This is a genomic window from Methylotuvimicrobium sp. (genome assembly GCF_050611805.1).
In the GTDB taxonomy this organism is placed as follows: Bacteria; Pseudomonadota; Gammaproteobacteria; order Methylococcales; family Methylomonadaceae; genus Methylotuvimicrobium.
In genome coordinates this window covers 75,069-97,931 of the sequence record NZ_JBNGHF010000015.1, presented here as the reverse complement: position 1 = coordinate 97,931, position 22,863 = coordinate 75,069, and the positions used below count along the sequence as shown (strand labels likewise).

The window sequence follows — 22,863 nt, the reverse complement described above, 5'->3', positions numbered from 1 at the left end:
CGCGGCTGTCGGTCCGCGAACCGACTACACATAAGCGTCGCGATAGCGACACAAAACCTTCTTCGGACTTCACAAATAAACTGCAGCTATACGCAATCAGGATTCGTTTTATCACGGTATCAATAAACTCCCCTCAAGTACCACGATCGCTTGCATAAAACCGACGCCTAAAGCGAATACGATCGATTGTCCGCAAAGATTTCGCAGGCTCGAATGTTCATGCAATACCGGAATGAAGTCGGTCGCGGCAATATAAATAAATCCCCCCGCAGCGATCGGCAGCAGCAAAATCAACGAAGCCTCGGCAAACTGCCCAAGCAGCAGAGTAAACACAGCGCCTACGACTACAGTCAAAGAACAATAAAAGTTGTACAGCACGGCATCTTTAGGGCTATATCCGCCGTAAACCAGTGCGCCAACATCGCCTATCTCCTGCGGTATTTCATGAACGACGATGGCAAGCGTCGTAGTCAGCCCGATAACGGGATCCACCAAAAAACTGCCGCCGATTAAAATACCGTCGACAAAATTATGGACCGCATCACCCATCAAATTCATCTTAGCTATCGGCTTGATCGAGTCGTCGGCAAATACGGTATGGTCGTGACGCCAACGTACGATTTTTTCGAGCACGAAGAACAAAAACACGCCGGCCAAGGTCGTCAAACAAACCGTGGCTATCGACCCTTGGCGTTCCGCCGCATCGGGTATCAAATGAATGAAGGCATCGCCCAATAAAACGCCGACCGCCAACGCGATCAGATAGGGCAGCAGGCGCTTGAGCAATTGCCGGTCGAGGTAAAAAACGAACGCTCCGCTCAACGAGACGAGACTGACCAGTAACGATGCGCTCAGCGTATAGAAAATGACTTCGGCAGATATCGGCATACGGAGTTACGCTGCGGCAGGCACCCGGCATTCGTCCATCGCGTCGATAAAGGCCTGCTTCGGCAAATCGCGCCCGATGAACACCAACACGCTTTCACGTTTTTCGTCCGCCGACCAAGGTTTGCCGAAATCGGTATTCATCATCATGTGCACGCCTTGATAGATGATTCGGTTTTCCTGACCTTCGATCCGCATTATGCCTTTATAGCGCAGTAAATCCTCACCGTAGACTCGCACCATGACATCGAAAAAAGCCATGATACGAGCCGCGTCGAAAGCACGGTCGCTGCGATAGACGAAAGAAGAAATGTCATCGTCGTGTTCGTGAGTGACGTCTTCGAGAAAATCCGGCTCGACCTCCAGAATCGCCTGCAAATTAAACCCCCGGATGTCGAGTACTTCGGCAATATCGCATGAACCGAAATGGACATGCCGAATAGGCGCCCGCGAATTCATCGCCCGCAAACGGTCTTCCAGGCTTTTCAGGTGTTCCGTTTCGACCAAATCGGTTTTCGACAGAAGCAAGCGGTCGGCAAAACCGACTTGTTCTTGCGCCTCATGATTCAGGTCGAGTTGCCTGGGGCCGTGTTTCGCATCGACAACGGTAATAATCGCATCGAGCGTGTAAAAGTCGGCAATATTCCGGTCGGCAAAAAAGGTTTGCGCGACCGGTGCCGGATCGGCCAAACCGGTCGTTTCGATTATCACGCGGTCGAATTCGGCCCCACCGGCCGTGCGTTTGTCGGCCAATTCGCCGAGTATGCGCACCAAATCCCCGCGCACAGTACAACAAATACAGCCGTTGTTCATTTCGACGATTTGTTCTTCGCCTTGAATCAGCAAGTCGTTATCGACCCCCTCCTCTCCGAATTCGTTCTCAATCACGGCAATCCGATGACCGTGATCCTCCGATAAAATCCGATTCAGTAATGTCGTTTTCCCGGCTCCGAGAAAACCGGTCAAAATAGTCACAGGTACGGGACTGCATGCGTTCACTTTGTTCATGGTTGAGCTCCATGGGGTTGTGCGTATAATCGATCGGGCGCTATCAGCGGCGCACTGACGACTTCGACACGATCGCCGCTTACCTTATTGTAGAAACAACTGCGCCGCCCGGTATGGCAAGCGGGGCCTTTTTGGTCGACTTTCAGCAACAAAGTATCCCCGTCGCAATCCAAATAAAATTCTTTCAGCATTTGGATTTGCCCCGAGCTTTCGCCTTTGCGCCACAATTTCGCACGCGACCGGGACCAATAACAAACGCGCCCGTGTTGCAAGGTTTCCAGTATCTCCGCCCGATTCATCCAGGCCATCATCAAGACTTCGCCGGTATCGTATTGTTGCGCGATCGCCGGCACTAAGCCTTGTTCATTGAACGGCAAATCGGCCAATACATCGCCCCACGGAAGCGCCTCGCCTACCTCACGGTTTTCGTTTTGCTCGATCATGAATGCAGCATTTTGTTTGCCGACTCTTGTTGCGCCTGCCTGAACCAAGCCAATACGGCTTTTCGGTACTCCATGCCGTAAAGTTGTTCGAAGCGACGGGTTTCTTCGCATCCGGCATTGCTCAACACGGCAATTCGCTCGCCGATAAACGGCTCGGTCAATGCAATATTGCAATCGACGGTGATGCAATGGCGCCATTCTTGATAGGTAGACGGTATACCGTTAGCAAATTTCATCAGGCAAAATCCAATGTCAATAACAAGCGCCTAGGGCAATCCTCGCTCGGTTTCGGCGAACGGTGCACCGCGCCGTGCTGTTCATTCCCGGCCCAATTGCTGCCTTTCAGCAGACCGACCGAAAAAGCGGGCATTCGATGAATCGAGGATTCGTCCAAAATCACGCCAGCTTGCCTATCGTTTAAGCCATGCGTATTGATGCCCAATTTGGCGCGGTCGACCGCTCGGTCTTCGAGCCATTCGGTACCGATGCCACCGTAAGTCGAGACCATGCGGCACGGCACATGATCGACATGGAATTTCGGGCACATCGGCCGGTCGAGGGTTCGCAAACGCAAGCCGACGCGCTCGAGTTCGAATAAATCGCAAAACAATGTCGCCAGCATCGCCGCGTCACGATAAAACTCAAGATAACCATCGATATTCGATGCATGAGGAATCAAAGCGCTGAAATCGAAATCGGCGATCGAAAGATTATGAATCTCGCTGATTTCTTGAGGACTTGCGAGCAATGAATCGATGAACGACTCGATACGCGGATCAATGCGCCGCTCGATCACGCACAGATTGACTTCATCCTGATAGATTCGGCTCAAATCGACCAAATCGTCGGACTGCACCGCTTCCGAATAAGGCGCGCGAAATAAATGTTGGGCTAAAGCGGACATAATTTACCTCGTTCAATACATGACTTCTTCGACTTCCGTTGCAGCCGCTTCCAACCAGGGCGGAAAATCATCTTGATAATGTTGCCAAGCTTCGGCTCCCGCCGCGAGCTCTTCATCGGTCAATAAACAGGCATCGAGCTCATGCCGGGTTTGTTCGGCATCGACATTCTGTCCGATAAAAACCAATTCCTGGCGGCAATCGCCGAACGGCGGCTGCCACTGCGCTTCGATATCGGCTTTATAGGCTTCGGGCCATTCGCTTTTCGGCACCGAAGCCCACCAGCGGCCCGCGCAACCGTGCTGCATGATGCCGCCGGCTTGCGACCATGTGCCGACCCATTCGGGCCGCGACGCCAGCCAGAAGAAGCCTTTCGAGCGCAACAGCGTGCCGTTATTCCAATCGCCGTAGTGGAGATAATCATAGAAACGCCCCGGATGAAACGGGCGACGGGCATGATAGACAAAACTGGCGATGCCGTACTCTTCGGTTTCGGGCGTATGCGACCCGCGCATTTCCTGTAGCCAGCCGGGTGCCTGCGACGCTTTGTCGAAGTCAAATCGGCCGGTATTCAAAATTTTGGCGAGCGGGGCTTGCCCCATCATCATCGGGATAATTTCCGCATCCGGATTCAAATGGGTCAGTATCCCGGTCAAATTGGCCAGTTCGTCGCGGCTGATCAGGTCGACCTTGGAAATCAGAATGACATTGCTGAACTCGATTTGATCGACCAACAGATCGGCGATATTACGCTCGTCGTCCTCGCCCAATTCGGCTTCGATTTCCTTCAACGATTGAGCTTCCATGTAATCGCGCATGAAATTGACCGCATCGACGACGGTCACCAACGTGTCCAGACGCGCGATATCAGATAGGCTGCACCCTTCTTCGTCACGAAACGTAAAGGTTTCGGCGATCGGCATCGGCTCGGCAATACCGGTAGATTCGATCAACAAATAATCGAAGCGGCCTTCGCGAGCCATTTGTCCGACTTCGACGAGCAAATCCTCGCGTAGCGTACAACAGATGCAGCCATTGCTCATTTCGACCAGCTTTTCCTCGGAACGGTTGAGTTCGATCTCGTTCTTGACCGTCGCGGCATCGATATTGACCTCGCTCATATCGTTAACGATCACGGCGATCTTGAGATTGTCCCGGTTGGTCAAAATGTGATTGAGCAGAGTGGTTTTACCGGCTCCTAAAAAACCGGACAGAACCGTTACAGGCAATTTGGATAATGTATCTTCGATAAACATTAAGAGAGTCTTTGTATTGATTTAATTGTTACAATATAACATATCTTTAAGATATCGCAATTTCAGTGTCTCTATAACAAGTCGGGAACCAAATCGATACCTTATCTCAATATTTGGTTTCAGGCTTGAAAGCGCCGCTCTCCCAAAAGCTAAGTCCTTTGAACGCATGGATCGCGACAAAAGGCGCTTGTGCCGCTTTGACCAGCCACTCGGCGGGAATCGCATAAAAATGAAAATCATTGCCTTCCTTTCCGATAAAGGTCATTAAGCCGACTAATTCGCCTGCTTCGTTAAAAATACCGCCGCCACTGGCTCCTTGCATGAAACCGGCATCGATTTCGAATACATGACCGGTATTATAAGGATGAAAGGCAACAATCGAGGCCGGTCTGGAGCGCATCCCTAAGGCGAAAGGATAGCCGTACATGTAAACCGGCGTTCCAACCGCGTAGCCTGCGGATAAAGCCAGCTTCGCAGCAGGTAAAGAAATGGAATCGGTTTCGAGAATACAGGCATCCAATTCCGTCAGGGCGGCCTGTTTCAATACCGGATAAGCATGGCCCGATTTAAATAAGACGATTTGCTCCGCATTTCGCGTGACATGACAATTGGTCGCGACCTTGCCTGGCGCTATAATGACGCCGGATCCCATATAAGTTTTTCCGGCTGCATCTCGGGCGATTACTTTGACGACGCTGAGCGAAAGTTGCATGTCTGGCTCTATGGCACAAGCCTGAGACGAGCAAAAAAGCCCGATTGAAAACCAAAATAATCCGACACTTCGAATCCGGCTCATTTTTCCTCCCGGCTAGCGTAAACGAATAGAACTCGGGTCAACTGTTTCGACCTATCCTGGAGTTTTTACCGCAAGAATGTTTAAAGTCAATTAGATAAGGTTATTTCTGGTTCCCACGGTCCTCCGTGGGAATCCATACTTTGGCTGCCGAAACAGGATCGGTATGCATTCCCATGCTGGAACGGTGGGAACGTGGAAGAAGTGCGCAGTGTGTTTAGAACCCAGATCCGAAGCATATTCGGCATACCGTCTAAAATGCGACGCGAATACCCAACTCCACGGCACGCCCGGCTTCGGGTGCGATATTGCGCAGATAAGACACCGAATTACGGATATCCTGGTTCAGCAGGTTACTGGCTTTGACGAAGAGCAATAGATCGGCGGTGTCGCCGGCATTGATCCGATAATTCGCCGTGCTGTTCAACAACCAATAACTGGGGGTTTCGGTCTCGTTGTCGCCCGGGTTTTCCTGTCTTTCGGCGCGGGTAATGCGCACATTCGCGGCCCAAGCCGTATGCTCCCAGGAAAGCTGCATGCCGTAACGTAAAGGCGGCATTCGGGGAATATCTCTGCCGTCGGTGAATTGTCCGCGCACGTAATCGCCGAAAAACTGACTGTCCAACTGTCCGTAACGCGTTTCCAGCAACGGAAAGGTCACTTGCGCTTCGAAACCTTTCAAGATCGCATCGCGCTGTTGCGCCCGAAAAACCGGCAAACACTCGTGATCATGATCGCATTCATCCTCTATCTCGCCATGATCTTCGTCGAAAAACTCGCCGGTTCTAATTTGTGCGATGTAATTGTTGACCCAGTTGTGATAAAGATTGAAGTCGGCATGAACCCAGTCGCGCTCGAAATGCAGCCCCAATTCCAGATTGTTCGCAGCCTCGACCTCCAATCCCGCATTTCCGATATCGAAACTGTTGGTCGCTAAATGCGGACCGTTGGAAAACAATTCCTGTACGTCCGGCGCGCGCTGGGCATGGGTAAACGACAAGCGTACCGAGTCTTGATCGGTAAAATGCCAGAGCGCCGATGCCGAACCGCTCACCGGCGTATGCGAGCTTTGCTTTTGGCCGTCCGGATCGATGAATTGCTGCTCGACGCGTGCGCCGAATTCATAAGTCATCGGTCCTGCATGAATATCCTGAACTGTAAAAAATCCGAACGAATCGATATCGGAACGCGGCACGACCGCTTCATCGCCCTTTGCTTCGAATTCGCTATTTTTGGTTTGCACGCCGACCACGCCGTGGTCGAACAGCAACCAAGGTTTTTGAATCAGCTCAAGACGGCTATCGAATCCGGTGTTGGTATAGACCGTGCCTTTTTCGCCGTTTTCCAATTCGGTATGCTGGTAATCGTTATAACCCAGCCGAATCCGCAAACTGTCGGCAAACCACACAGGGTCCTTGATCTCGCTTTTCATATCGTAACGGGTTTGTTTGAGATCGATACGCACGCGTTCGGGCATAGCATCTTCATCTCCCTCGTCCTCATGATGCGCATGCGCACCCAGCGGCACCCCGTAATTGTTGTCGAGATGGTTGATCGAAAAGCCGATAAACCCCGGATCGCCGACAAAGGAAAAGCCTACGGTTCCGGTGCGCGCCCGAGTGTTCGAATTCAGCAAACGTCCCCGACTATTGAAAGTATCTTCATCGTCATGATCATCATGGCTTTCGGCCTCGGCGGATTCGTCGACCGCCAATCCAGGAATCTGCATGTCGATGCTTTCGCGGAACATGCCGTCCAGATGCCACGCGAAGAAATCCTTGCCGCCTTCCAATTTGAAAGCCGTGGTCTTACCTTCGTTGACGAAGTTATAGCGCTGTTCGGCCGCGCCTTCGATCAATTTGTCCGGAACACGATCCGGAATGCGGTTGTCAATGACATTGACCACGCCGCCGATCGCGCCGCCGCCGTAAAGTAGCGTGGCCGGGCCTTTCAATACCTCGATCCGTTCGGCCCAAAAGCCCTCGGTGCTGTTCGCATGATCCGGACTTATCGAGGCCGCATCGAGACTGCCCAAGCCGTTTTGCAGAACTTGCGCTCGCGATCCGGTTTGACCCCGAATGACCGGTTGTCCGACACCGGGACCGAAGGATTGACTATGAATGCCCAGTTCGTTCTTCAAGGTGTCGCCGATCGTGCTGCCCGCCTTCAGGCGTAATTCTTCGCCGCTCAAAATAGTCACGGGCAAAGCGGTATCGGAAGCCGATTGCGGCAATGGCGAACTGACGACGATTTTATCCAACATAATGGATTTCGAAGCTTTGTTTACATCGGCAGCATGACCCACCGAAGCGAAGGGAACTAACAATAATGTGAATGATTTGTGCATGAGTTCAGACTAACCGGCAATTTATCGCGACTATTTCTTAAATTTCTCCGCAAAACAGCAAAGAGATCCATAAAAAAACAATAAGATACGTTATATTGTAACAATCGGCAAGCGGATTTTTTCTCGCTATCCGAGCTCAAACCCAAAATCGCTTTCGAAGGATTTCATCCCCTCCCCTTTTCGAATGAATCCTCCCTCTGAAGCCCGCTAATTCCTTAATTACGTTATAATACCGGCTCGTTTTTTCCAAATCAAAAGGCCCAGTCATGTCAAAAACCAAATTATCGATCCTATTGCCGGTACTTTCGGTATTCGCTACTCAATTGACCGGTTGCAACACGCCCGCACCGAGCAAAGGCGATCTGATGATTAAACAAGGCGGTCCATTCATCGAAGCCGGCATCAAATGGAATGAAGGCAACCGCCTGGTCAAGGACGGCAATAAAAGAATTGCCGAGGGCCGAGATACGATTAACGAAGGCAAGAAACTGGTCGCGCAAGGCGAGCTTCAAGTCAAAGACGGCCAAAACATGATCGAACAAGGCAAAAAGCTACTCGAAGAAGGCGAAAGACTTTACCAAACCGGTCGGCCTCAAGAAAGCGATTATCCGTCTTACCCGGCGCCCCAACCTGCCGAGTCGATCGAAGTCTTTCCGTTGTCCGATTAATAAATCCCTGACAGCATGGGCCGAAATTTTCGGCCTTCATTTTTATGATAAGCATCTTCAAGTGCCGAAAAAGCCTCTGTCTCCCGGCATTGTTGCTTGTTTCTTGCAACGGCATCGCCGCTACGACACCTGAAAGCGAAAGCGGCTTTCAAGCCATGCTGCGCCGCCTGCTGCCGTTCGACGTCTTTGAGCCGGAGACGCCGGAGATCGTCATTTCAGGCGTCAGCAGCGGACAAAAAGCCAATGTGCGCGCCTTCTTGAGTCTAAGCAAGGAAGCCTGCGACGCACCGCAATGGCGAGTCAATCGCCTATTCGCGCAAGCCGACACCGAAATCGATAAAGCGATGCGGGCGCTAGGCTACTATCACACCCGCGTCGAAAAAAAACTGGACTTCAACGAAGACTGCTGGCAAGCCGAATTCAAAATTACGCGCGGCCCGCCGGTGCGCATCGAAGAACTCGCGATAAACGTCTCGGGAGAAGCGGAGATCGATCCCGCGTATAAGCAATTGCTCGCCGGAAACCCGATCAAAACCGGCAACATTCTACACCATGGACGCTACGAATCGTTCAAGAGCAGTTTTCAATCACTCGCCCAGGAACGCGGCTATTTCGACGCCAGATTTCTGAAAAGCGCGATCAAAGTCGATACCGAACGTAACAGCGCCAATATCATTCTCGATTTCGCATCCGGACAGCGCTATTTCTTCGGCGAAGTCAATATTGATCAAGACATTCTGAATCCGGACTTCGTTCAACGCTTTATCCCATTTGAAGAAGACGAGTCTTATTCGAGCCGAAAACTGGCCGACACCTACAACAATTTGACTGCAGGCGGTTATTTCAAGACCATAGAAATCCGGCCTCGTATCGACGACGCGGTCGATTTAAAAGTGCCGGTCGACATCGCACTCTATCCTCAAAAGAAACACAGCTACGAAGTCGGCGTCGGTTACGACACGAATTTCGGCCCTCTGTTCAGCTTAGGTTATACCAATCGGCGGCTAAATAGGCGCGGACACACTTTCAACGCGGCGCTGGACCTGTCGCCGGTGCTGTCGACCGCGGAAAGCCGCTATAACATTCCGCTACAACAACCGACCAGCGACTTTTTCAGTTTCGGTGCGGGTTTTAAGCATGAAGAACCGGATACATTCACTTCGAATATGTTCAAAGTATCGGCACAACGGCAACGCATAGCACCGAGCGGCTGGCAGCAAATCGGCTTTCTGGATCTCGTTTACGAATCGTTCCAATCGGCCGATGTCGATAGCAGCGCCTTGTTATTGATACCCGGCGTTCGCCTGCAATACACGCGCAGCAACTCGCCGATCCGGCCCACCGAAGGTTATCATTTGAATTTCTCCCTGGCCGGCGCGCACGAATCGGTCGTCTCGTCGCTGAGTTTCGTGCAAGCCGGCGCCGGCGCGCGATTGATTACCGGCGTGCCTTGGTCCGGGCGCTTCATCATGCGCGGCGATGTCGGCGCAAGCTTGGTCAGTAATTTCGAGGATTTGCCAACGACATATCGTTATTATGCCGGCGGCGCGCAATCGATAAGAGGCTACGAATACAAAGAACTCGGTCCGACCAATGCGACCGGACAGGTGATCGGCGGCAAGATGCTGTCCGTGTTGAGCCTCGAATACGAACAATTCATCGGCGATCAATGGGGCATCGCCGCCTTTGTCGACGGCGGCAATGCGCATAACGATTTCGGCGATATCGACGTAAAAATCGGCGCGGGACTCGGCGTTCGCTGGATATCGCCGGTCGGTCCGGTACGAATCGATTTCGCGGTGCCTTTTCATGAATCCGGCTCGTCGTTTCAGGTGCATTTCTCGGCAGGATCGCAGCTGTGACCGTAAAAGCTTTTTTCAAGGCGCTCGTGCTGACACTGAGTGTTGCACTGTTTAGTCTACCGATCGCACTGTTGGCGATACTCGGTACTGAGCCGGGCAGCCGCTGGCTAATACAAACTGGGTTAAGCGTCGCCGAACTCGATGCCGACGTGGAGCGCATAGACGGGACGCTGCTTGGCGAGCTAACCCTAAACAAACTCGTCTACCGTAGCGAAACCGAACAGATCACGCTGGACTCGTTCGTTTTCGGCTGGAAGCCCTCGGCCTTGTTGAGCGGCACACTGGATATAGGCAGGCTTGCAACGAACGGCTTATCAATCGAGATAACGGGCGAGGCTCCCGAGCCCGAAGATGACGAGCCTTTTTCGATGCCGAACATCCCTTTGGCTATCCTAATCGATGATATCGACTTACAGGCGACGCGTTTTCGAAGCGGCGAGCAAGACATCATGATCGACCGCTTTCGTCTGCGCGCCGCCTTGATCGATAATACGTTGCGCCTGAAAGGCCTCGCGCTGGAAATGCCGAAGGCAGCCATTTACGGACACGCGGAAGTCGAACTGCAAGCAGATTTTCCGTTATCGGCGCAATTGACTTGGCAATTGAATCTTCCGGAAACACCGGCGATTGACGGTGAAATGACCGCACTGGGCACGCTAAACGAACTAATGCTGATCGGTCATGCCGAAGGGCCTTTTCGCTTTCATCACGAAGCCCGGCTCAATTTGGCCGACAACGTACCGGTCTTTTCGGTCTCCGGCCGTTGGCAACGATTGCAATGGCCGCTGGACGGCAAAGCCGATATCGCAAGCCCTAAGGGTGAGTTCACGATCGACGGCAACGTGGATGATTACCACATCGATCTGGCCGCACAACTGTCGGCCGAGCAGGAATCGTTCGAATTGCAATTGGCAGGCTATGGCGATAGCGATTCGTTGACGCTCGAACGGCTGGAAATGGCGCCCAAACAAGGCCATTTGACCGTTGCCGGCCGTGTTGTGTGGTCGAACGAACCGATCAGCGTCGATTTAACCGGCGATTGGAAAAAGCTGCAATGGCCGCTATCAGGCCCGCCCCAGGTCGAAACCAAACAAGGCCGTTTCGACTTGAGCGGAACCTTGGACGATTACCGGATTGAATTGAATACCAAGCTGGCAATGGAACAATTGCCGCCGTTCGACCTAATTTTCAACGGACAAGGCAGTACCGAAGCGATCGATATACATCAATTGTCTCTACGTCCGAAACAAGGGCGGTTGGACCTGAAAGGCCAAGTTTCGTGGCGCGACGCGATAGATTTCGCGCTGGACCTGAATGCCCAACGGCTCGATCCGGGCGATTTTACGCCCGACATCAGCGGTTCGCTGAATCTTCAAGCCGCCGCATCCGGACGCTTTGCCGAAGAACAATTGACCGGCATGCTCACGATCGAAAAACTGCATGGCACGCTTTTCGATAGCCCGATTCAAGGTCAAGGCAAACTCGCTTTCGCCGAGCAGCGCCTGTCAATCGACAAACTACAGCTGCAATCGTCCGCTAATCGCCTGACGGCCGACGGCACTCTGGCCGAAACCCGCTCCAACCTCGATTTTTCGATCGATGCGCCCAATCTCGCGGCGGTTTGGCCGGGACTTTCCGGCTCGATCAAGGGCAGCGGCATCGTACGCGGCAATTATTTAGACCCTGCCGTCAAAGCTCAATTGAATGCCAACAAACTCAGTTACCAGGATTTTAGAGTCGGCCTGTTGACGCTGAATCTCGACTATGCCGAAGCCTTGGGTCAACGCTCGCAACTCGACCTAGTTCTGCAAGGCTTAGAGCTGGATGGGCAAGCGATCGATGAATTGGCGCTGCAAGGCTCGGGATCGTTGAGCGCTCACCGGTTCGAAGCGAAGCTGATATCGGACATCGTAAAGCTTCAAACCGAGCTGACGGGCAACTTTAGCAAGCAACGCTGGCTTGCCACACTGGAAAGACTCGACATCGACCCAGCGCAACTCAAGCAATGGCAACTCGAACGGCCTTGGCCGATTCGGCTGGATTTCGCCGGCGACGATCTCGGTGTCAACCTGCCGCAAAATTGTCTCGTTCAAGCCGATGCGGCGATCTGCCTTAGCGCTGACGGTTCGATCGAGCGCCGCCTGAACGCCACTGCCGAATTGCGCAATATCGATTTGGCCACGGCTAAACCGTGGTTGCCCGAAAACTTAAGCCTTGCCGGTGCGATCAATGCCAACGCCAATTTACTGAAACGAGGCGAACGCCTGACGGCCGATGCCGAAGCCGCAGTCGCCAACGGATCGCTGCAACTTTCCAGAGACGGCGAAAAGCCACTTATTTTTGCTTTATCCGAAACTCGGCTAAAAGCACAATACGGCGACGAGCGGCTCGATGCCGAGTTGCGTATCGGTTTGACCGGCGAGGATTTTATCAGCGCGCAAATCAAAACCGCACCGCTCGCCGCAACAAACGCACAGTCTTTGACAGGCAACTTGCAAGCATCGATTGCCGACTTAAACCTAGTCGATCAACTCGTGCAGGATATCGAAAACCTCAAAGGCCGGATCACGGCCGACCTGACTCTAGCCGGCGACACCGAACGACCGGAAATCAGCGGCCTGCTGCAACTCAGCAATGCCGAACTCGATGTACCTGATATCGGCATTCATCCGCACAATATTAACCTCAGATTGTCGGGGCAACCGGGACAACCCGAACAGTTGGCCTTGTCCGGACGCATCGATTCCGGTAAAGGCTCGCTCTATCTCAACGGCACCTTCGAGCTGAATCCGGAAACAGCTTTTCCGGCGGAACTATCAATCACCGGCAGCGAATTCGAAATAGCCCGAATTCCCGAAGCCGAAATCAGCGTCTCACCGCGCCTGACGGTCAAGCAAAGCGAAGCGGCAATCCGAGTCGTCGGCGACGTCACCGTCGACAATGCCGAGTTGAAACTGGTCGAATTACCGGAAACCGCGATCGCTCCCAGTGCCGATGAAATCATCATCAACCGGGAAATTATCGAGGAGGAAAAAACCGCTTTAAATCTGCAAACCGATATCGGCATCTTGCTCGGCGAACAGGTGCGCTTCTCCGGCTACGGCATGGATACCCGGCTGACCGGCAATCTGCGTTATACTTCTTCGCCCGGTACGCAACGCATGCTCGGACGGGTTGCAATGAAAGATGCGAGATACAAGGCTTACGGCCAGGATTTGACAATTGCGAAAGGCGAATTTTTATTCAACGGACCGGTGGATAATCCGTGGTTAAACTTCGAAGCGACACGCAAAGCCATCGGCGAAGATGTGACTGCGGTATTGACCGTAACCGGGCCGGCCAAATCGCCGCAAACAAAAGTATCGAGCCGGCCGCCGATGCCGGAATCCGATGCACTCGCCTATCTGCTGACCGGCCGGTCGTTACAACGTACCGGCGAATCGCAAGCCAACATACTGGCTAAGGCCGCAATTAACTATGGAGCCGGCGAACTTTCGTGGCTCAGCAACCAATTAGGATTCGACCAATTCGAGATCGAGGAAGCACAGCGTCTCGAAGACACCGCCGTGCGCCTCGGCAAATACATCAATCCCGATTTATATCTGGGTTTTTCATTAGGCCTGTTTTCCAATACCTATGCCGTCATTTTGGAACAAAAATTGACTCAACATTTTAGTCTGCAGACCCGAGCCGGGGAGTCGCAAAGGATCGATTTGAAATACCGGTTGGAAAAAGACTGATTACTACTTGAAGGTACTGTTATGAAAAAGAAGCTACACGCTTTGTTCATCCCGCTATTCGTCCAACTGCCGGTTCACGATACCGACCTGACCAGCAAGCCGGTCAGCGTCTGGGAAGATATTCGCGAAAAAGGCAAGCTTATCGTTTTAACCCGCCACGCGCCGACGACGTATTACCACGACGACGCCACGCAACAAGGTTTCGAATACGAACTGACGCTGCAATTGGCACGGTCGCTGAATATCGACGTCGAATACAAGGTCTACGACAACACTTTCGACATCATGGCAGCGCTGGCGGCCGGCGAAGGCCATATCGCCGCGGCCGGATTGACCCCTAGCGAATACGGCGCGAAACATTTCCAGTACGGGCCGAGTTACAAAACGGTCGAACAACAGGTCGTTTGCAACAAACGCGGCAAACTGCCAAAGACTAATGAAGACCTGTTGAATCATTCACTGCTGGTCATTACGGACAGTCGTAGCGATGAAAAACTGTCCGAAATCAGGCAGCAGTACCCTGAACTATCATGGCAAAGCACAACGGCGTTATCGACCGAGCAAGTTCTCGAACAAGTCGCCAACGGCGCAGTCGATTGCACGGTCGTCGAATCGAATATCGTTACAGTTAACCGCCTGCATTTTCCTAATCTAATCAACGCCTATACCCTATCCGAAGAAAAACTGGCCTGGGCATTGCCGAACAATTCCTCAACTCTCAGGCAATACATCGGAAATTGGCTCGCGCGCATACAAAGCGACTCGACGCTAAAAGCGATCAACGAACGCTATTACGGCTATGCCGAATTGTTCGACTACCATGATGCTGCGGTTTTTTTGCAACGCGTCAAAAAACGCCTACCCAAATACAAATCTTATTTCAAACAAGTTGCGGCCGACTACAACATTCCATGGACACTATTGGCAACCCAGGCTTACGGCGAATCGGAATGGAACCCTGACGCGAAAAGCCCGACCGGCGTACGCGGTTTGATGATGCTAACCAACAATACCGCAAAATCGCTGGGCGTAAATGACCGTCTCAACCCCAGACAAAGCATCCGGGGCGGTGCAAAATACATGCAGCAATTGCTGAAAAGAATTCCTCAAGAAGTTGCCGAAGAAGACCGCATCTGGTTCGCGATGGCCGCCTACAATATCGGCATCGCCCACCTGTACGATGCACGCGAACTGGCCAGAAAAATGGGCAAAAACCCGAATGTCTGGGCCGATATCAAACAAGTATTGCCGCTGCTGTCGGAAAGGCGACATTTCAAAAACCTGAAATACGGCTATGCGGCCGGCAAGGATTCGGTCAAATATATCGACCGTATCCGACTCTATCATGACCTGCTGCGTAAAACGGAAACCTCGACGACGATTTAATTGTTATTACGCATATTTTCCGAACCTTGGCAGGGGCCGGGTTTACAAACCAGACCTAAAGGTTTCGACCTTGGCCAAAGCTAGCCGAATTACTTGGGACAAACTGTGACATTGGGACGGACTAAATTACCCGTCCCGCACAAGTTTCCATTTATCTAGGGAGTCGAATACTCCTTATTTATATTAAGCTTTCACTTTGTTTATCCCCAAAGTGCATTTCGCCTAACCATTCCCAAGCCACCTAGTAGAGCGCTACCGAACAACCACACTGCACCCGGGAGCGGAACAGCAGAAACCGTAATCGTATTCCCGGAGCGGCTAAAAACCATCGTATCGGAACTAAAATCGATTCGATAGTTACCATCGTCTCCGTTGTTTCTTATGGAATCACCTAAATTTATGCCTGCCGCGGCTTCATCGGTTGTCAACCGATAATCCGCCACAAGATACAAGTAACTACCTTCGGCCAATGTAACTTCGAAAGCGGGATCCCTGCGAAAATGAATAGAACCGTTTGCCGCGCCTTCTTCCTCGTTTAGACTATTTAACGTAATAATATCGTTGCTTATGGAATTACAATTATTATTGATATCGTCGCAACGCGCCAAATGATTTGCAGCGTTGAGCAGGGGATTTTCGGAACCATCATCCAAGTAAAAATGAGTATCCGGATCTAAATAAGTAAATCTGCCGTCCCCATTTAAGTCGACTGCATCATCCGGCGAGTTACTCGTACTTTCGTATGCCAACAAATTAACCTTAAATGTTCCTGCCGACTGCATCACGATTTTCCAAGTATCGAAAGTTGTTCCTTCTTCTACTTTATAAATAATTCCTTCAACGGGTAATGTACTAGCGGCCTGAGCCGGCGTCATGAACAAGCCGCTTATCAAGCCGACTACTGCTAAAGATTGTGCCAAATGCTTCATTCTTTCAACCTCATTGTTTTATTTTATTGATTATTAGGATTTCGTGATAAATAACTTCCTGGAACTATGCGCTTTGCTGAGGATTCGGTAACTCGCTTGGCAGGACGCCGTGAATACGACCTTGTAGGCTTGACGGCGGAATCTGATTGCCATGGATGGCATGAATGCAGATTTTGCAGGAGCAAAAATCTGCCCTGCCGCCGACACCTGCCAATCGAGGAACCGAACCCTCCGTAAAATAGGGAAGTTATTTACGACCAAATCCTTATCGTTTTAGGTTTCGTAGCTATTTCCTAAAAGAATGCGTGAGTACTTGACATCGCGTTAATATGTAAACACTTAATCTTTCCATTAAAATATGGAAAAGGACTTCTTTAAATTTATCACTTTCCGCAATCGTTACGACTAATGTCACTTAGATGGAATTTAATTATTCACGCACTGTGACGGCCGGTCTGCTACCAAAATTAATCTAACAAATGGTGTTTGTCGCCTTGCTTCCAACGGACGTCTTCAATTCTTAGTCAATATCTATGCCACTATGCATGTAACCTTTTAACTTAGGGGACTAGAGAGATTACCGGTTTATTTGTATAAAAACATTTTTTTAAAACTGAGTGATATGCCATAACAATAATGTGAAATAACACACATTTTTACCCGCCTTTATCCCTCGGTATTTTTGCGAAAACTCAGTACCTCTTTTGACGCTTTTGTATCGAATAGCGCATTATGTTGGTGCAAAAAAGACAAATCGAATACACAGCATTCCTACTCAGTTTTGCGATTAGGCTGTTTCGATAAGACTTCCAATCCTTATACAATGACGAATATAGCCCATTAGCGACCAGCTCAACGTTTCCTTTATAAAACTGGCAGCAATATTGCTTAATTTAAATTGAATTTGGAATTGTGGGATTACGAGGTAATCTGTTTTAGATTCCTTTTCAAAGGGTCATGTTATTTTCGATTTACTCTTGTTCAAGGGGATTATCATGAAAAAAGTTGCCGTTCGACAAATGACAAAAAGTGAAGACCGAAGCGGTTCGATCAAGATGGTGGTGTTACAGCTTGTTTCCGTCACTGTATTGGTCGCAATTCAATTGATGTAGTTTTTTGTTTGGCCTATGGCGCAACAAGCCGGCCTTTACCGAAAATAACGGTTTTGGGCTAATCAACCGGTTCGAAGCGCTTAACTTTAAACTTTCAAACCCTTCCCACATGCCTCTAAAACAGGCATCCACAGCCATGGACGGCTTGCCAAGGGGCTAAATGCCTTGAGCATCGGCTTCGTTTTTAGCAGATTCTTTTTCGGCAGTTTCTTCGTCATTCTCGGCTGATGCAAGCGTCTCCATTGTGCGCCTTAGCCAACTATATACCCGCTTGACCATCATAGCTTCATCATCGTTAATGCTAGCTTGCCGATAATGCGTATTGTCTTTAGCCGCCAAGCGCCTTTTCGCAGAGCTAAAGACCTCATTCGGTATCTCACGACTAACCAATAGATCAAGCAACGGAAGCTCGGCCCGCCTAATCCATTCCACTGTTCTAGCGGCTGTATTACGCGTTGCCGGAATATCGATTATCGCCAATGCTTTAATATCGTCTTGCAAATCATTGTAAGCCTGCAAAGCCATCAATGCCCCCATACCATGACCGACGATCGCAATAGTTTCGTATTCCTTTTTTTCCAAGAAATTTAACGCCGCTCGTAAACGTGCCGTCGCCTCGACAAACAAGTCAAAATAATCTTCCACCTCGGCCCCAGATTCTCTTAACGGCATCTGTAGGGCTAACGTCGACCAACGATGTTTCGGTAATTCGGTTCTAAGCCCATGAATCAATGGCTTTCTGTCCGGATGCGCACCTTTATCGTGCAATATAATTGCCGCTTCTTTGATGCCCGGATATTCGGTCTCGGTATAGATACTTAAGAATTTGCGATCATTCGCTTGTAGCCAAACCATTTCGCCGACACTCAAGGTTTTGGTAATTCGTTCGGCATAATCGGCTTCGCGGGCGACATCGGTTGCGCCACAAACAAAGCTCCAGAATCCACCGATAAATACCAACCAATATTTCAGCCTATTCACCGTTTAACGACTCATTTGCCAATCATCGGGAAACCATTTGCGTTTTCCGGTAACGCGATTTGATCGCCATCGCCAAATCGTGTACCGCCATCGCATAATAAGAACTTTGGTTATAGCGAGTTATGACATAAAAATTGCGATGACCAATCCAATAGTCATCGCCAATAGATTTTCTCAGCAATACTAAATGCAGCGGCCCATCGCATTGACAATAGCGCGCTGGAATAACGCCTGCTTGCTTGAATTGAGGCAGCGTATATTGATGATTGACACCGGTTTCAAGCGTATGAGCTTGCGCACCGTTCAGTTTAGCGGGCGTCACAATCGGTTGCCCCGATTGCCAACCGTGTTGCGCGAAATAATTAGCCACGCTGCCGATAGCATCTTCAGGGCTCCATAAATCCTTGCGACCATTACCGTTAAAATCGACGGCCCATTTTAGAAAACTGGTCGGCATAAACTGTCCCAAGCCCATCGCGCCGGCAAACGAACCAACCGGCTTAGACGGATCGAAACCTTCCTTGCCGGCCATAATCAGAAAGTTTTCGAGTTCGCCCCGAAAATAGTCACCGCGCCTTTTATAGTCGAATGCTAAAGTCGTCAAAGCATCAATGATACGGTGATTACCGATATAACCGCCATAGGAGGTTTCAACACCGAGAATACCTAAAATATATTCTGCCGGAACGCCGTATTTATCCTCCGCGCGACGCAAAGTCTCGCCATGTTTCATCCAAAACGAAACACCGCTATTGATATGGCGTTCATCCAAAAATTTCGCGCGATAACGCGTCCAACCGCCCGGTGCCGGCTCCGCTCTCGATTTTGAAGCTTGATCCGATTTATGCAAATAATCCAAGGTCCATTGTTTGCGTTTGGCCTGTGAAAATAAGCCGTTTAAATAGTCTCGATTGAAGCCATGTTTTAGAACCATTTCATCGATAAAACGCCGCAACTCGCTATACCCCGCATAATCTCCGGAAACTGACGCGGCGCGATAGGGACCGATTTGTTTAGGCTGTAAGGAGGGTTTAGCAATCGGTTTGGCAACAACCGGATCGGACGCTTTATCGGCAGATTTTTGAAACGGCGAGTGCTGCTGAGCCGTTGAGGAACATCCGGTTAGCATTAAAATGATTACAGCTAGTTTTTTATACATCTTTAGGTTACCTGGCGGAAAAACTCGATTCGGAGATCTATTATAGGGTCCTTAAATTCAAATTAAGAGTTAAAAAATTTATTCCAATCTAGAATAGCGCGCTTAGCTTGCGCTTCATTAAAACAACCGTTGCCTTTCTGCGATTTGCCGAAGAAAAACATAACACCCTAATGCCGCGAGCAAATGCTTAAGAGTATGCCCACTAATACCATATAACCAATAATAGACACTACTATCCGCGACTTCAAAAGCCTTCGCCACACTATATAAACCGAAAAAAATCCAATAGGCCAGCCCATGGGTAAAACGGGGTTTATACATCACTAATATTAACGGCATCAGCAGTAATGGCAAGAATTGAACTAGACCGTATAAACGTAAATCGCCACGGCCTTGCAACTCGCTATAGTGCCAGTAAAAAACGGAAGCCAACCCGGTCAACAGTAGCGGATACAGTAACTTCGACGCGACCTCTTCAGATATATACTCGCCGACAATCACCAAAAAAAATGATATAAATGCCAAGGTCATCGGCAATCTATCCCAAATCAACGTGCGGTTATTCGGGTCCAGATGATAATAAATCGAACCGAATCCCACCAAGGCTACGCTGCAAAAAAAAAGTATGTAAGACGGTAAAATAACATTGACGATTTTAGAACGATCGACGGAAAAAAGAGTCTTGACACCAACCAATCCTACCAAGATAAAAGGCAAGTTGGACGCCACATTCAAAAAATGCTTAATGCCGAGCATTTCTCTTTGGTCGGCAAAATCATGATAAAACCGATCTTGGGGAATTGCCGGAAAAAAAAACATCAAGATCACAGAGAACAAAGCGATGGCTATCAATATCGAAGCCCGGTAGTCGAGATTATTTGTCATCATCAAGCATCATTCGAGATTTGCAAAAAAGAATTATATCCGGCAATTTATTATATATATCATGTAGTTATATATTCTCCTGATAAACAACCACCCGATTTCTTCCACTATGCTTGGCTCGATACATCGCCTTATCGGCCGCCTCGATCATCGCAGGATAACTTTTATACCCCGGAGAATACACAGCCAATCCGACACTAACCGTTAGTTCATGATCATGAAACCGCTCGCTCATGACTTTACCACGCTGCTCTATTTCACCCCGTATTCTTTCTGCGTAACCTGATGCGCCAGCTTGATCGGTATTACGCAACACAAATAAAAATTCTTCGCCACCGTAGCGGCCGATCAAATCGCCAGGGCGCGTCATGCTCCGCAAAATATCCGCAACAATCTTCAATACATCGTCACCTGCCTGGTGGCCGCATACATCATTAAAATGCTTAAATCGGTCGACATCGATAAAACCTACCGCGATTTTTGTTAATACCTGCGGTTCGCTTTCAAAAAGACGCGCCAAAAACTCGTTTATTACACGTTTGTTAAATAATTGCGTCAAAGGATCGATCTGCGACTCCTTTCTAGCTAAGGTATACTGCTTGGCATTCATCAACGCGATACCCAGTTCATTAACGATCGGCAATATTTCACCAAGAACCTTTTCATCCATTCCCCGACCACTCAACGAATTATCGGCATAGAGTACACCGACCAACTTGTTATGCCGTAAGACAGGCATTGCGATAAACTCGTCGACATTGATTCGATGAAGCATCTGTCGATCGAGACTATCGTCCTTTCTTATCAAGACCGGCTTTTTGTTGCGCAGACAATCCAATAATTTACCGGTGACTTCACCGATTGGAATTTCGAACGGTTGCAGTTCGTCTTCAAGAATCGACTCCGGCCACCAATGCGCGGCAATCAAGCCCCGGCGTTTCGGGTCGATATTTAGCATTATGACTCGATCGAAACCGAAATCGCTTTGAATCGCCTCTAACGTCCAAGGTAAAAATTCTTCCGGATCGAGACTCCGGTGAGGGATCGTTAATATTGAACCGTTCGAGACCACCCCTGCATTGCCTCCATTCGATTTTTCATGCCGGGTTTTGTTGCCGATGACGCTGAGTTTAATCGTTGCCTGCACCAATGTCGCTCTCAGTTTATGAATATTGGGAAATGAAATACCGTAAAACTCCCGGGTATTGGCCATTTCGCGATCGACATGTTCAAGTAACTGCTCCAAATTCAACTTATCGATATCGATAATTTTTAAGACTTCCTCTTGTAAATCCGGACTACAAATTTTTTCGCTGGACCCCACTCCTTGAACCCAAGCAATATAATTGGCAAACGAAATAATCGCGGTCTCGGTTTTATATTGAGCATACGGGGAGTCGGCGGACGGCATTTCGTGATGAAAGCCGATCATTGCGGTAATCGCAGGCGGTAAGTTCCAGGTCGCGCAGAAAACTAAACCGATTTCGGTATGCGTTAAACCGAAGAAAGTTTTCTCGCTTTCCATCAGCGATTGGTCGCTTTTATCGTATGCCGTTAAATAATCGCTATAAGACACACGCCCGTAACTTTCCAACACGACTTTGCCGACATCGTGCAACAAACCGCCTGTATAAATCATATCCGGATCGGGATGTTTCAAGGTTACGGCAATCGCCTTACTCATCGATGCGACGAACAAACAATGCTGCCAAAAAAACATCTGATTGAACGATTGCTTCGATTTATGCCGGATTAGCCGATTATAAAATAACTGATCCAAGGCGGCCTGCCTAACGGCTGAAAACCCGAGCATATTGACCGCATGCTTGATCGAAGTGATTTTTTTAGGCAGACAAAATGCCGCCGAATTAACTATCCTTAGCACTTTAGCCGCCAACGCCGGCTCCGTCTCGATCACTTTCGATAGATCTTTTACCCGGGTGTTTTCATCATTGGTAAGTTTAAGTAATTTAATAGCTGCAGCCGGAATCAACTGCAAATGCCTGACTTCCTTTTTTAGAACCGCGCGAGCCGCCTTGGCAATCCCTGCGGGATAGCCAAGCAAATCTTCGTTTGCTGAAGCGGTATTGTTATCCATAATAGTGGCTGCTTATATCGATTATCGTTAAAAATTGCAGAATGCAGGTAGATTATGTGAAAAACTTCAAGCCGGCAATGCGCAATTACCCATAACCTCTACCCTAGAACATAAAATTTCAATAGTTTTAACACCTTCTGTTCGTACTAAGGATTTCGTGACAAATAACTTTCTGAACCTATGTGCTTAGAAACGGATTCGGCAACTCACTTGACAGCCACCGACACCTTTCAATCGAGTTACCGAACCTACCTACTCTATACCTTTCGTACTTCAAATTTCGGCAGTGCCTAAGGAGGCACCCCTGTGTCGAATTTTGACCTGCGATGGGTATACATTGAAAAATAAAGAAGTTATTTATGAGCAAATCCTTAAATCTTGTCGAAATGCGTTTTGATCCGGCATTAAC

General features: G+C 49.6%; 17 protein-coding genes. 4 read left to right on the top strand and 13 right to left on the bottom strand.

Features of this window, described 5'->3' with window-relative positions:
- Positions 1–111: 111 nt before the first annotated feature.
- From ACRJJO_RS09740 to ACRJJO_RS09705, 8 genes are all read right to left on the bottom strand, one after another.
- Entirely contained in the window at positions 112–888 is a 777-nt protein-coding gene (locus ACRJJO_RS09740; RefSeq protein WP_431065585.1) for a ZIP family metal transporter, read from the bottom strand.
- 6 nt (positions 889–894) lie between these two features.
- Positions 895–1,893, bottom strand: coding sequence for a CobW family GTP-binding protein (locus ACRJJO_RS09735; RefSeq protein ID WP_431065584.1), 999 nt, complete (start codon positions 1,891–1,893; stop codon positions 895–897).
- Positions 1,890–2,336 (bottom strand): phosphoribosyl-AMP cyclohydrolase, encoded by a 447-nt coding sequence (gene hisI, locus ACRJJO_RS09730; RefSeq protein ID WP_431065583.1) that lies wholly within the window; start codon positions 2,334–2,336, stop codon positions 1,890–1,892. Before hisI ends, ACRJJO_RS09735 begins: the two co-directional genes overlap by 4 nt.
- Positions 2,333–2,572 (bottom strand): hypothetical protein, encoded by a 240-nt coding sequence (locus ACRJJO_RS09725; RefSeq protein ID WP_431065582.1) that lies wholly within the window; start codon positions 2,570–2,572, stop codon positions 2,333–2,335. Before ACRJJO_RS09725 ends, hisI begins: the two co-directional genes overlap by 4 nt.
- Positions 2,572–3,240 (bottom strand): DUF1826 domain-containing protein, encoded by a 669-nt coding sequence (locus tag ACRJJO_RS09720; protein ID WP_431065581.1) that lies wholly within the window; start codon positions 3,238–3,240, stop codon positions 2,572–2,574. The genes ACRJJO_RS09725 and ACRJJO_RS09720 overlap by 1 nt, the downstream gene beginning before the upstream one ends.
- Before the next feature lie 12 nt (positions 3,241–3,252).
- A complete protein-coding gene (zigA, locus tag ACRJJO_RS09715; RefSeq protein WP_431065580.1) occupies positions 3,253–4,494 on the bottom strand; it encodes a zinc metallochaperone GTPase ZigA in 1,242 nt (413 codons plus the stop codon).
- Positions 4,495–4,600: 106 nt separating this feature from the next.
- A complete protein-coding gene (locus tag ACRJJO_RS09710) occupies positions 4,601–5,206 on the bottom strand; it encodes a S1 family peptidase (RefSeq protein ID WP_431065579.1) in 606 nt (201 codons plus the stop codon).
- Between the two features lie 334 nt (positions 5,207–5,540).
- Entirely contained in the window at positions 5,541–7,634 is a 2,094-nt protein-coding gene (locus ACRJJO_RS09705) for a TonB-dependent receptor (RefSeq protein WP_431065578.1), read from the bottom strand.
- 266 nt (positions 7,635–7,900) lie between these two features.
- On the opposite strand from ACRJJO_RS09705, the gene ACRJJO_RS09700 reads away from it, so the two are divergent.
- Genes ACRJJO_RS09700 through mltF form a run of 4 tightly spaced genes read left to right on the top strand, consistent with a single transcriptional unit; the run spans position 7,901 to position 15,290 of the window.
- The gene (locus ACRJJO_RS09700) at positions 7,901–8,302 is read left to right on the top strand and encodes a hypothetical protein (protein WP_431065577.1); all 402 of its coding nucleotides are present in this window, start codon (positions 7,901–7,903) and stop codon (positions 8,300–8,302) included.
- Positions 8,303–8,346: 44 nt separating this feature from the next.
- The gene (locus ACRJJO_RS09695; RefSeq protein ID WP_431065576.1) at positions 8,347–10,164 is read left to right on the top strand and encodes an autotransporter assembly complex protein TamA; all 1,818 of its coding nucleotides are present in this window, start codon (positions 8,347–8,349) and stop codon (positions 10,162–10,164) included.
- Positions 10,161–13,904, top strand: coding sequence for a translocation/assembly module TamB domain-containing protein (locus tag ACRJJO_RS09690; protein WP_431065575.1), 3,744 nt, complete (start codon positions 10,161–10,163; stop codon positions 13,902–13,904). The genes ACRJJO_RS09695 and ACRJJO_RS09690 overlap by 4 nt, the downstream gene beginning before the upstream one ends.
- A gap of 21 nt (positions 13,905–13,925) precedes the next feature.
- The gene (gene mltF / locus ACRJJO_RS09685; RefSeq protein ID WP_431065574.1) at positions 13,926–15,290 is read left to right on the top strand and encodes a membrane-bound lytic murein transglycosylase MltF; all 1,365 of its coding nucleotides are present in this window, start codon (positions 13,926–13,928) and stop codon (positions 15,288–15,290) included.
- Positions 15,291–15,490: 200 nt separating this feature from the next.
- Here the strand turns inward: mltF and ACRJJO_RS09680 are convergent, their stop codons facing one another.
- The 5 genes from ACRJJO_RS09680 to ACRJJO_RS09660 all read right to left on the bottom strand — a co-directional run bounded on the left by ACRJJO_RS09680 (position 15,491) and on the right by ACRJJO_RS09660 (position 22,454).
- A complete protein-coding gene (locus ACRJJO_RS09680; RefSeq protein ID WP_431065573.1) occupies positions 15,491–16,219 on the bottom strand; it encodes a VPLPA-CTERM sorting domain-containing protein in 729 nt (242 codons plus the stop codon).
- 1,268 nt (positions 16,220–17,487) lie between these two features.
- Complete coding sequence (locus ACRJJO_RS09675; RefSeq protein ID WP_431065572.1) at positions 17,488–18,312, bottom strand: DUF3530 family protein; 825 nt, start codon at positions 18,310–18,312, stop codon at positions 17,488–17,490.
- Between the two features lie 22 nt (positions 18,313–18,334).
- A complete protein-coding gene (gene mltB / locus ACRJJO_RS09670) occupies positions 18,335–19,471 on the bottom strand; it encodes a lytic murein transglycosylase B (RefSeq protein ID WP_431065571.1) in 1,137 nt (378 codons plus the stop codon).
- A gap of 117 nt (positions 19,472–19,588) precedes the next feature.
- Complete coding sequence (locus ACRJJO_RS09665; RefSeq protein WP_431065570.1) at positions 19,589–20,359, bottom strand: ceramidase domain-containing protein; 771 nt, start codon at positions 20,357–20,359, stop codon at positions 19,589–19,591.
- A gap of 64 nt (positions 20,360–20,423) precedes the next feature.
- The gene (locus tag ACRJJO_RS09660) at positions 20,424–22,454 is read right to left on the bottom strand and encodes an HDOD domain-containing protein (RefSeq protein ID WP_431065569.1); all 2,031 of its coding nucleotides are present in this window, start codon (positions 22,452–22,454) and stop codon (positions 20,424–20,426) included.
- Positions 22,455–22,863: the final 409 nt, after the last annotated feature.

Bases quoted from the DNA above. Each gene is read 5' to 3' on its own strand.
- ACRJJO_RS09725 (WP_431065582.1), bottom strand. From the start codon at position 2,572: ATGAAATTTGCTAACGGTATACCGTCTACCTATCAAGAATGGCGCCAT.
- ACRJJO_RS09680 (WP_431065573.1), bottom strand. From the start codon at position 16,219: ATGAAGCATTTGGCACAATCTTTAGCAGTAGTCGGCTTGATAAGCGGC.
- ACRJJO_RS09710 (WP_431065579.1), bottom strand. From the start codon at position 5,206: ATGCAACTTTCGCTCAGCGTCGTCAAAGTAATCGCCCGAGATGCAGCC.
- ACRJJO_RS09700 (WP_431065577.1), top strand. From the start codon at position 7,901: ATGTCAAAAACCAAATTATCGATCCTATTGCCGGTACTTTCGGTATTC.
- ACRJJO_RS09705 (WP_431065578.1), bottom strand. From the start codon at position 7,634: ATGCACAAATCATTCACATTATTGTTAGTTCCCTTCGCTTCGGTGGGT.
- ACRJJO_RS09695 (WP_431065576.1), top strand. From the start codon at position 8,347: ATGATAAGCATCTTCAAGTGCCGAAAAAGCCTCTGTCTCCCGGCATTG.
- mltF (WP_431065574.1), top strand. From the start codon at position 13,926: ATGAAAAAGAAGCTACACGCTTTGTTCATCCCGCTATTCGTCCAACTG.
- hisI (WP_431065583.1), bottom strand. From the start codon at position 2,336: ATGATCGAGCAAAACGAAAACCGTGAGGTAGGCGAGGCGCTTCCGTGG.
- mltB (WP_431065571.1), bottom strand. From the start codon at position 19,471: ATGTATAAAAAACTAGCTGTAATCATTTTAATGCTAACCGGATGTTCC.
- ACRJJO_RS09660 (WP_431065569.1), bottom strand. From the start codon at position 22,454: ATGGATAACAATACCGCTTCAGCAAACGAAGATTTGCTTGGCTATCCC.
- ACRJJO_RS09720 (WP_431065581.1), bottom strand. From the start codon at position 3,240: ATGTCCGCTTTAGCCCAACATTTATTTCGCGCGCCTTATTCGGAAGCG.
- ACRJJO_RS09735 (WP_431065584.1), bottom strand. From the start codon at position 1,893: ATGAACAAAGTGAACGCATGCAGTCCCGTACCTGTGACTATTTTGACC.
- zigA (WP_431065580.1), bottom strand. From the start codon at position 4,494: ATGTTTATCGAAGATACATTATCCAAATTGCCTGTAACGGTTCTGTCC.
- ACRJJO_RS09665 (WP_431065570.1), bottom strand. From the start codon at position 20,359: ATGATGACAAATAATCTCGACTACCGGGCTTCGATATTGATAGCCATC.
- ACRJJO_RS09740 (WP_431065585.1), bottom strand. From the start codon at position 888: ATGCCGATATCTGCCGAAGTCATTTTCTATACGCTGAGCGCATCGTTA.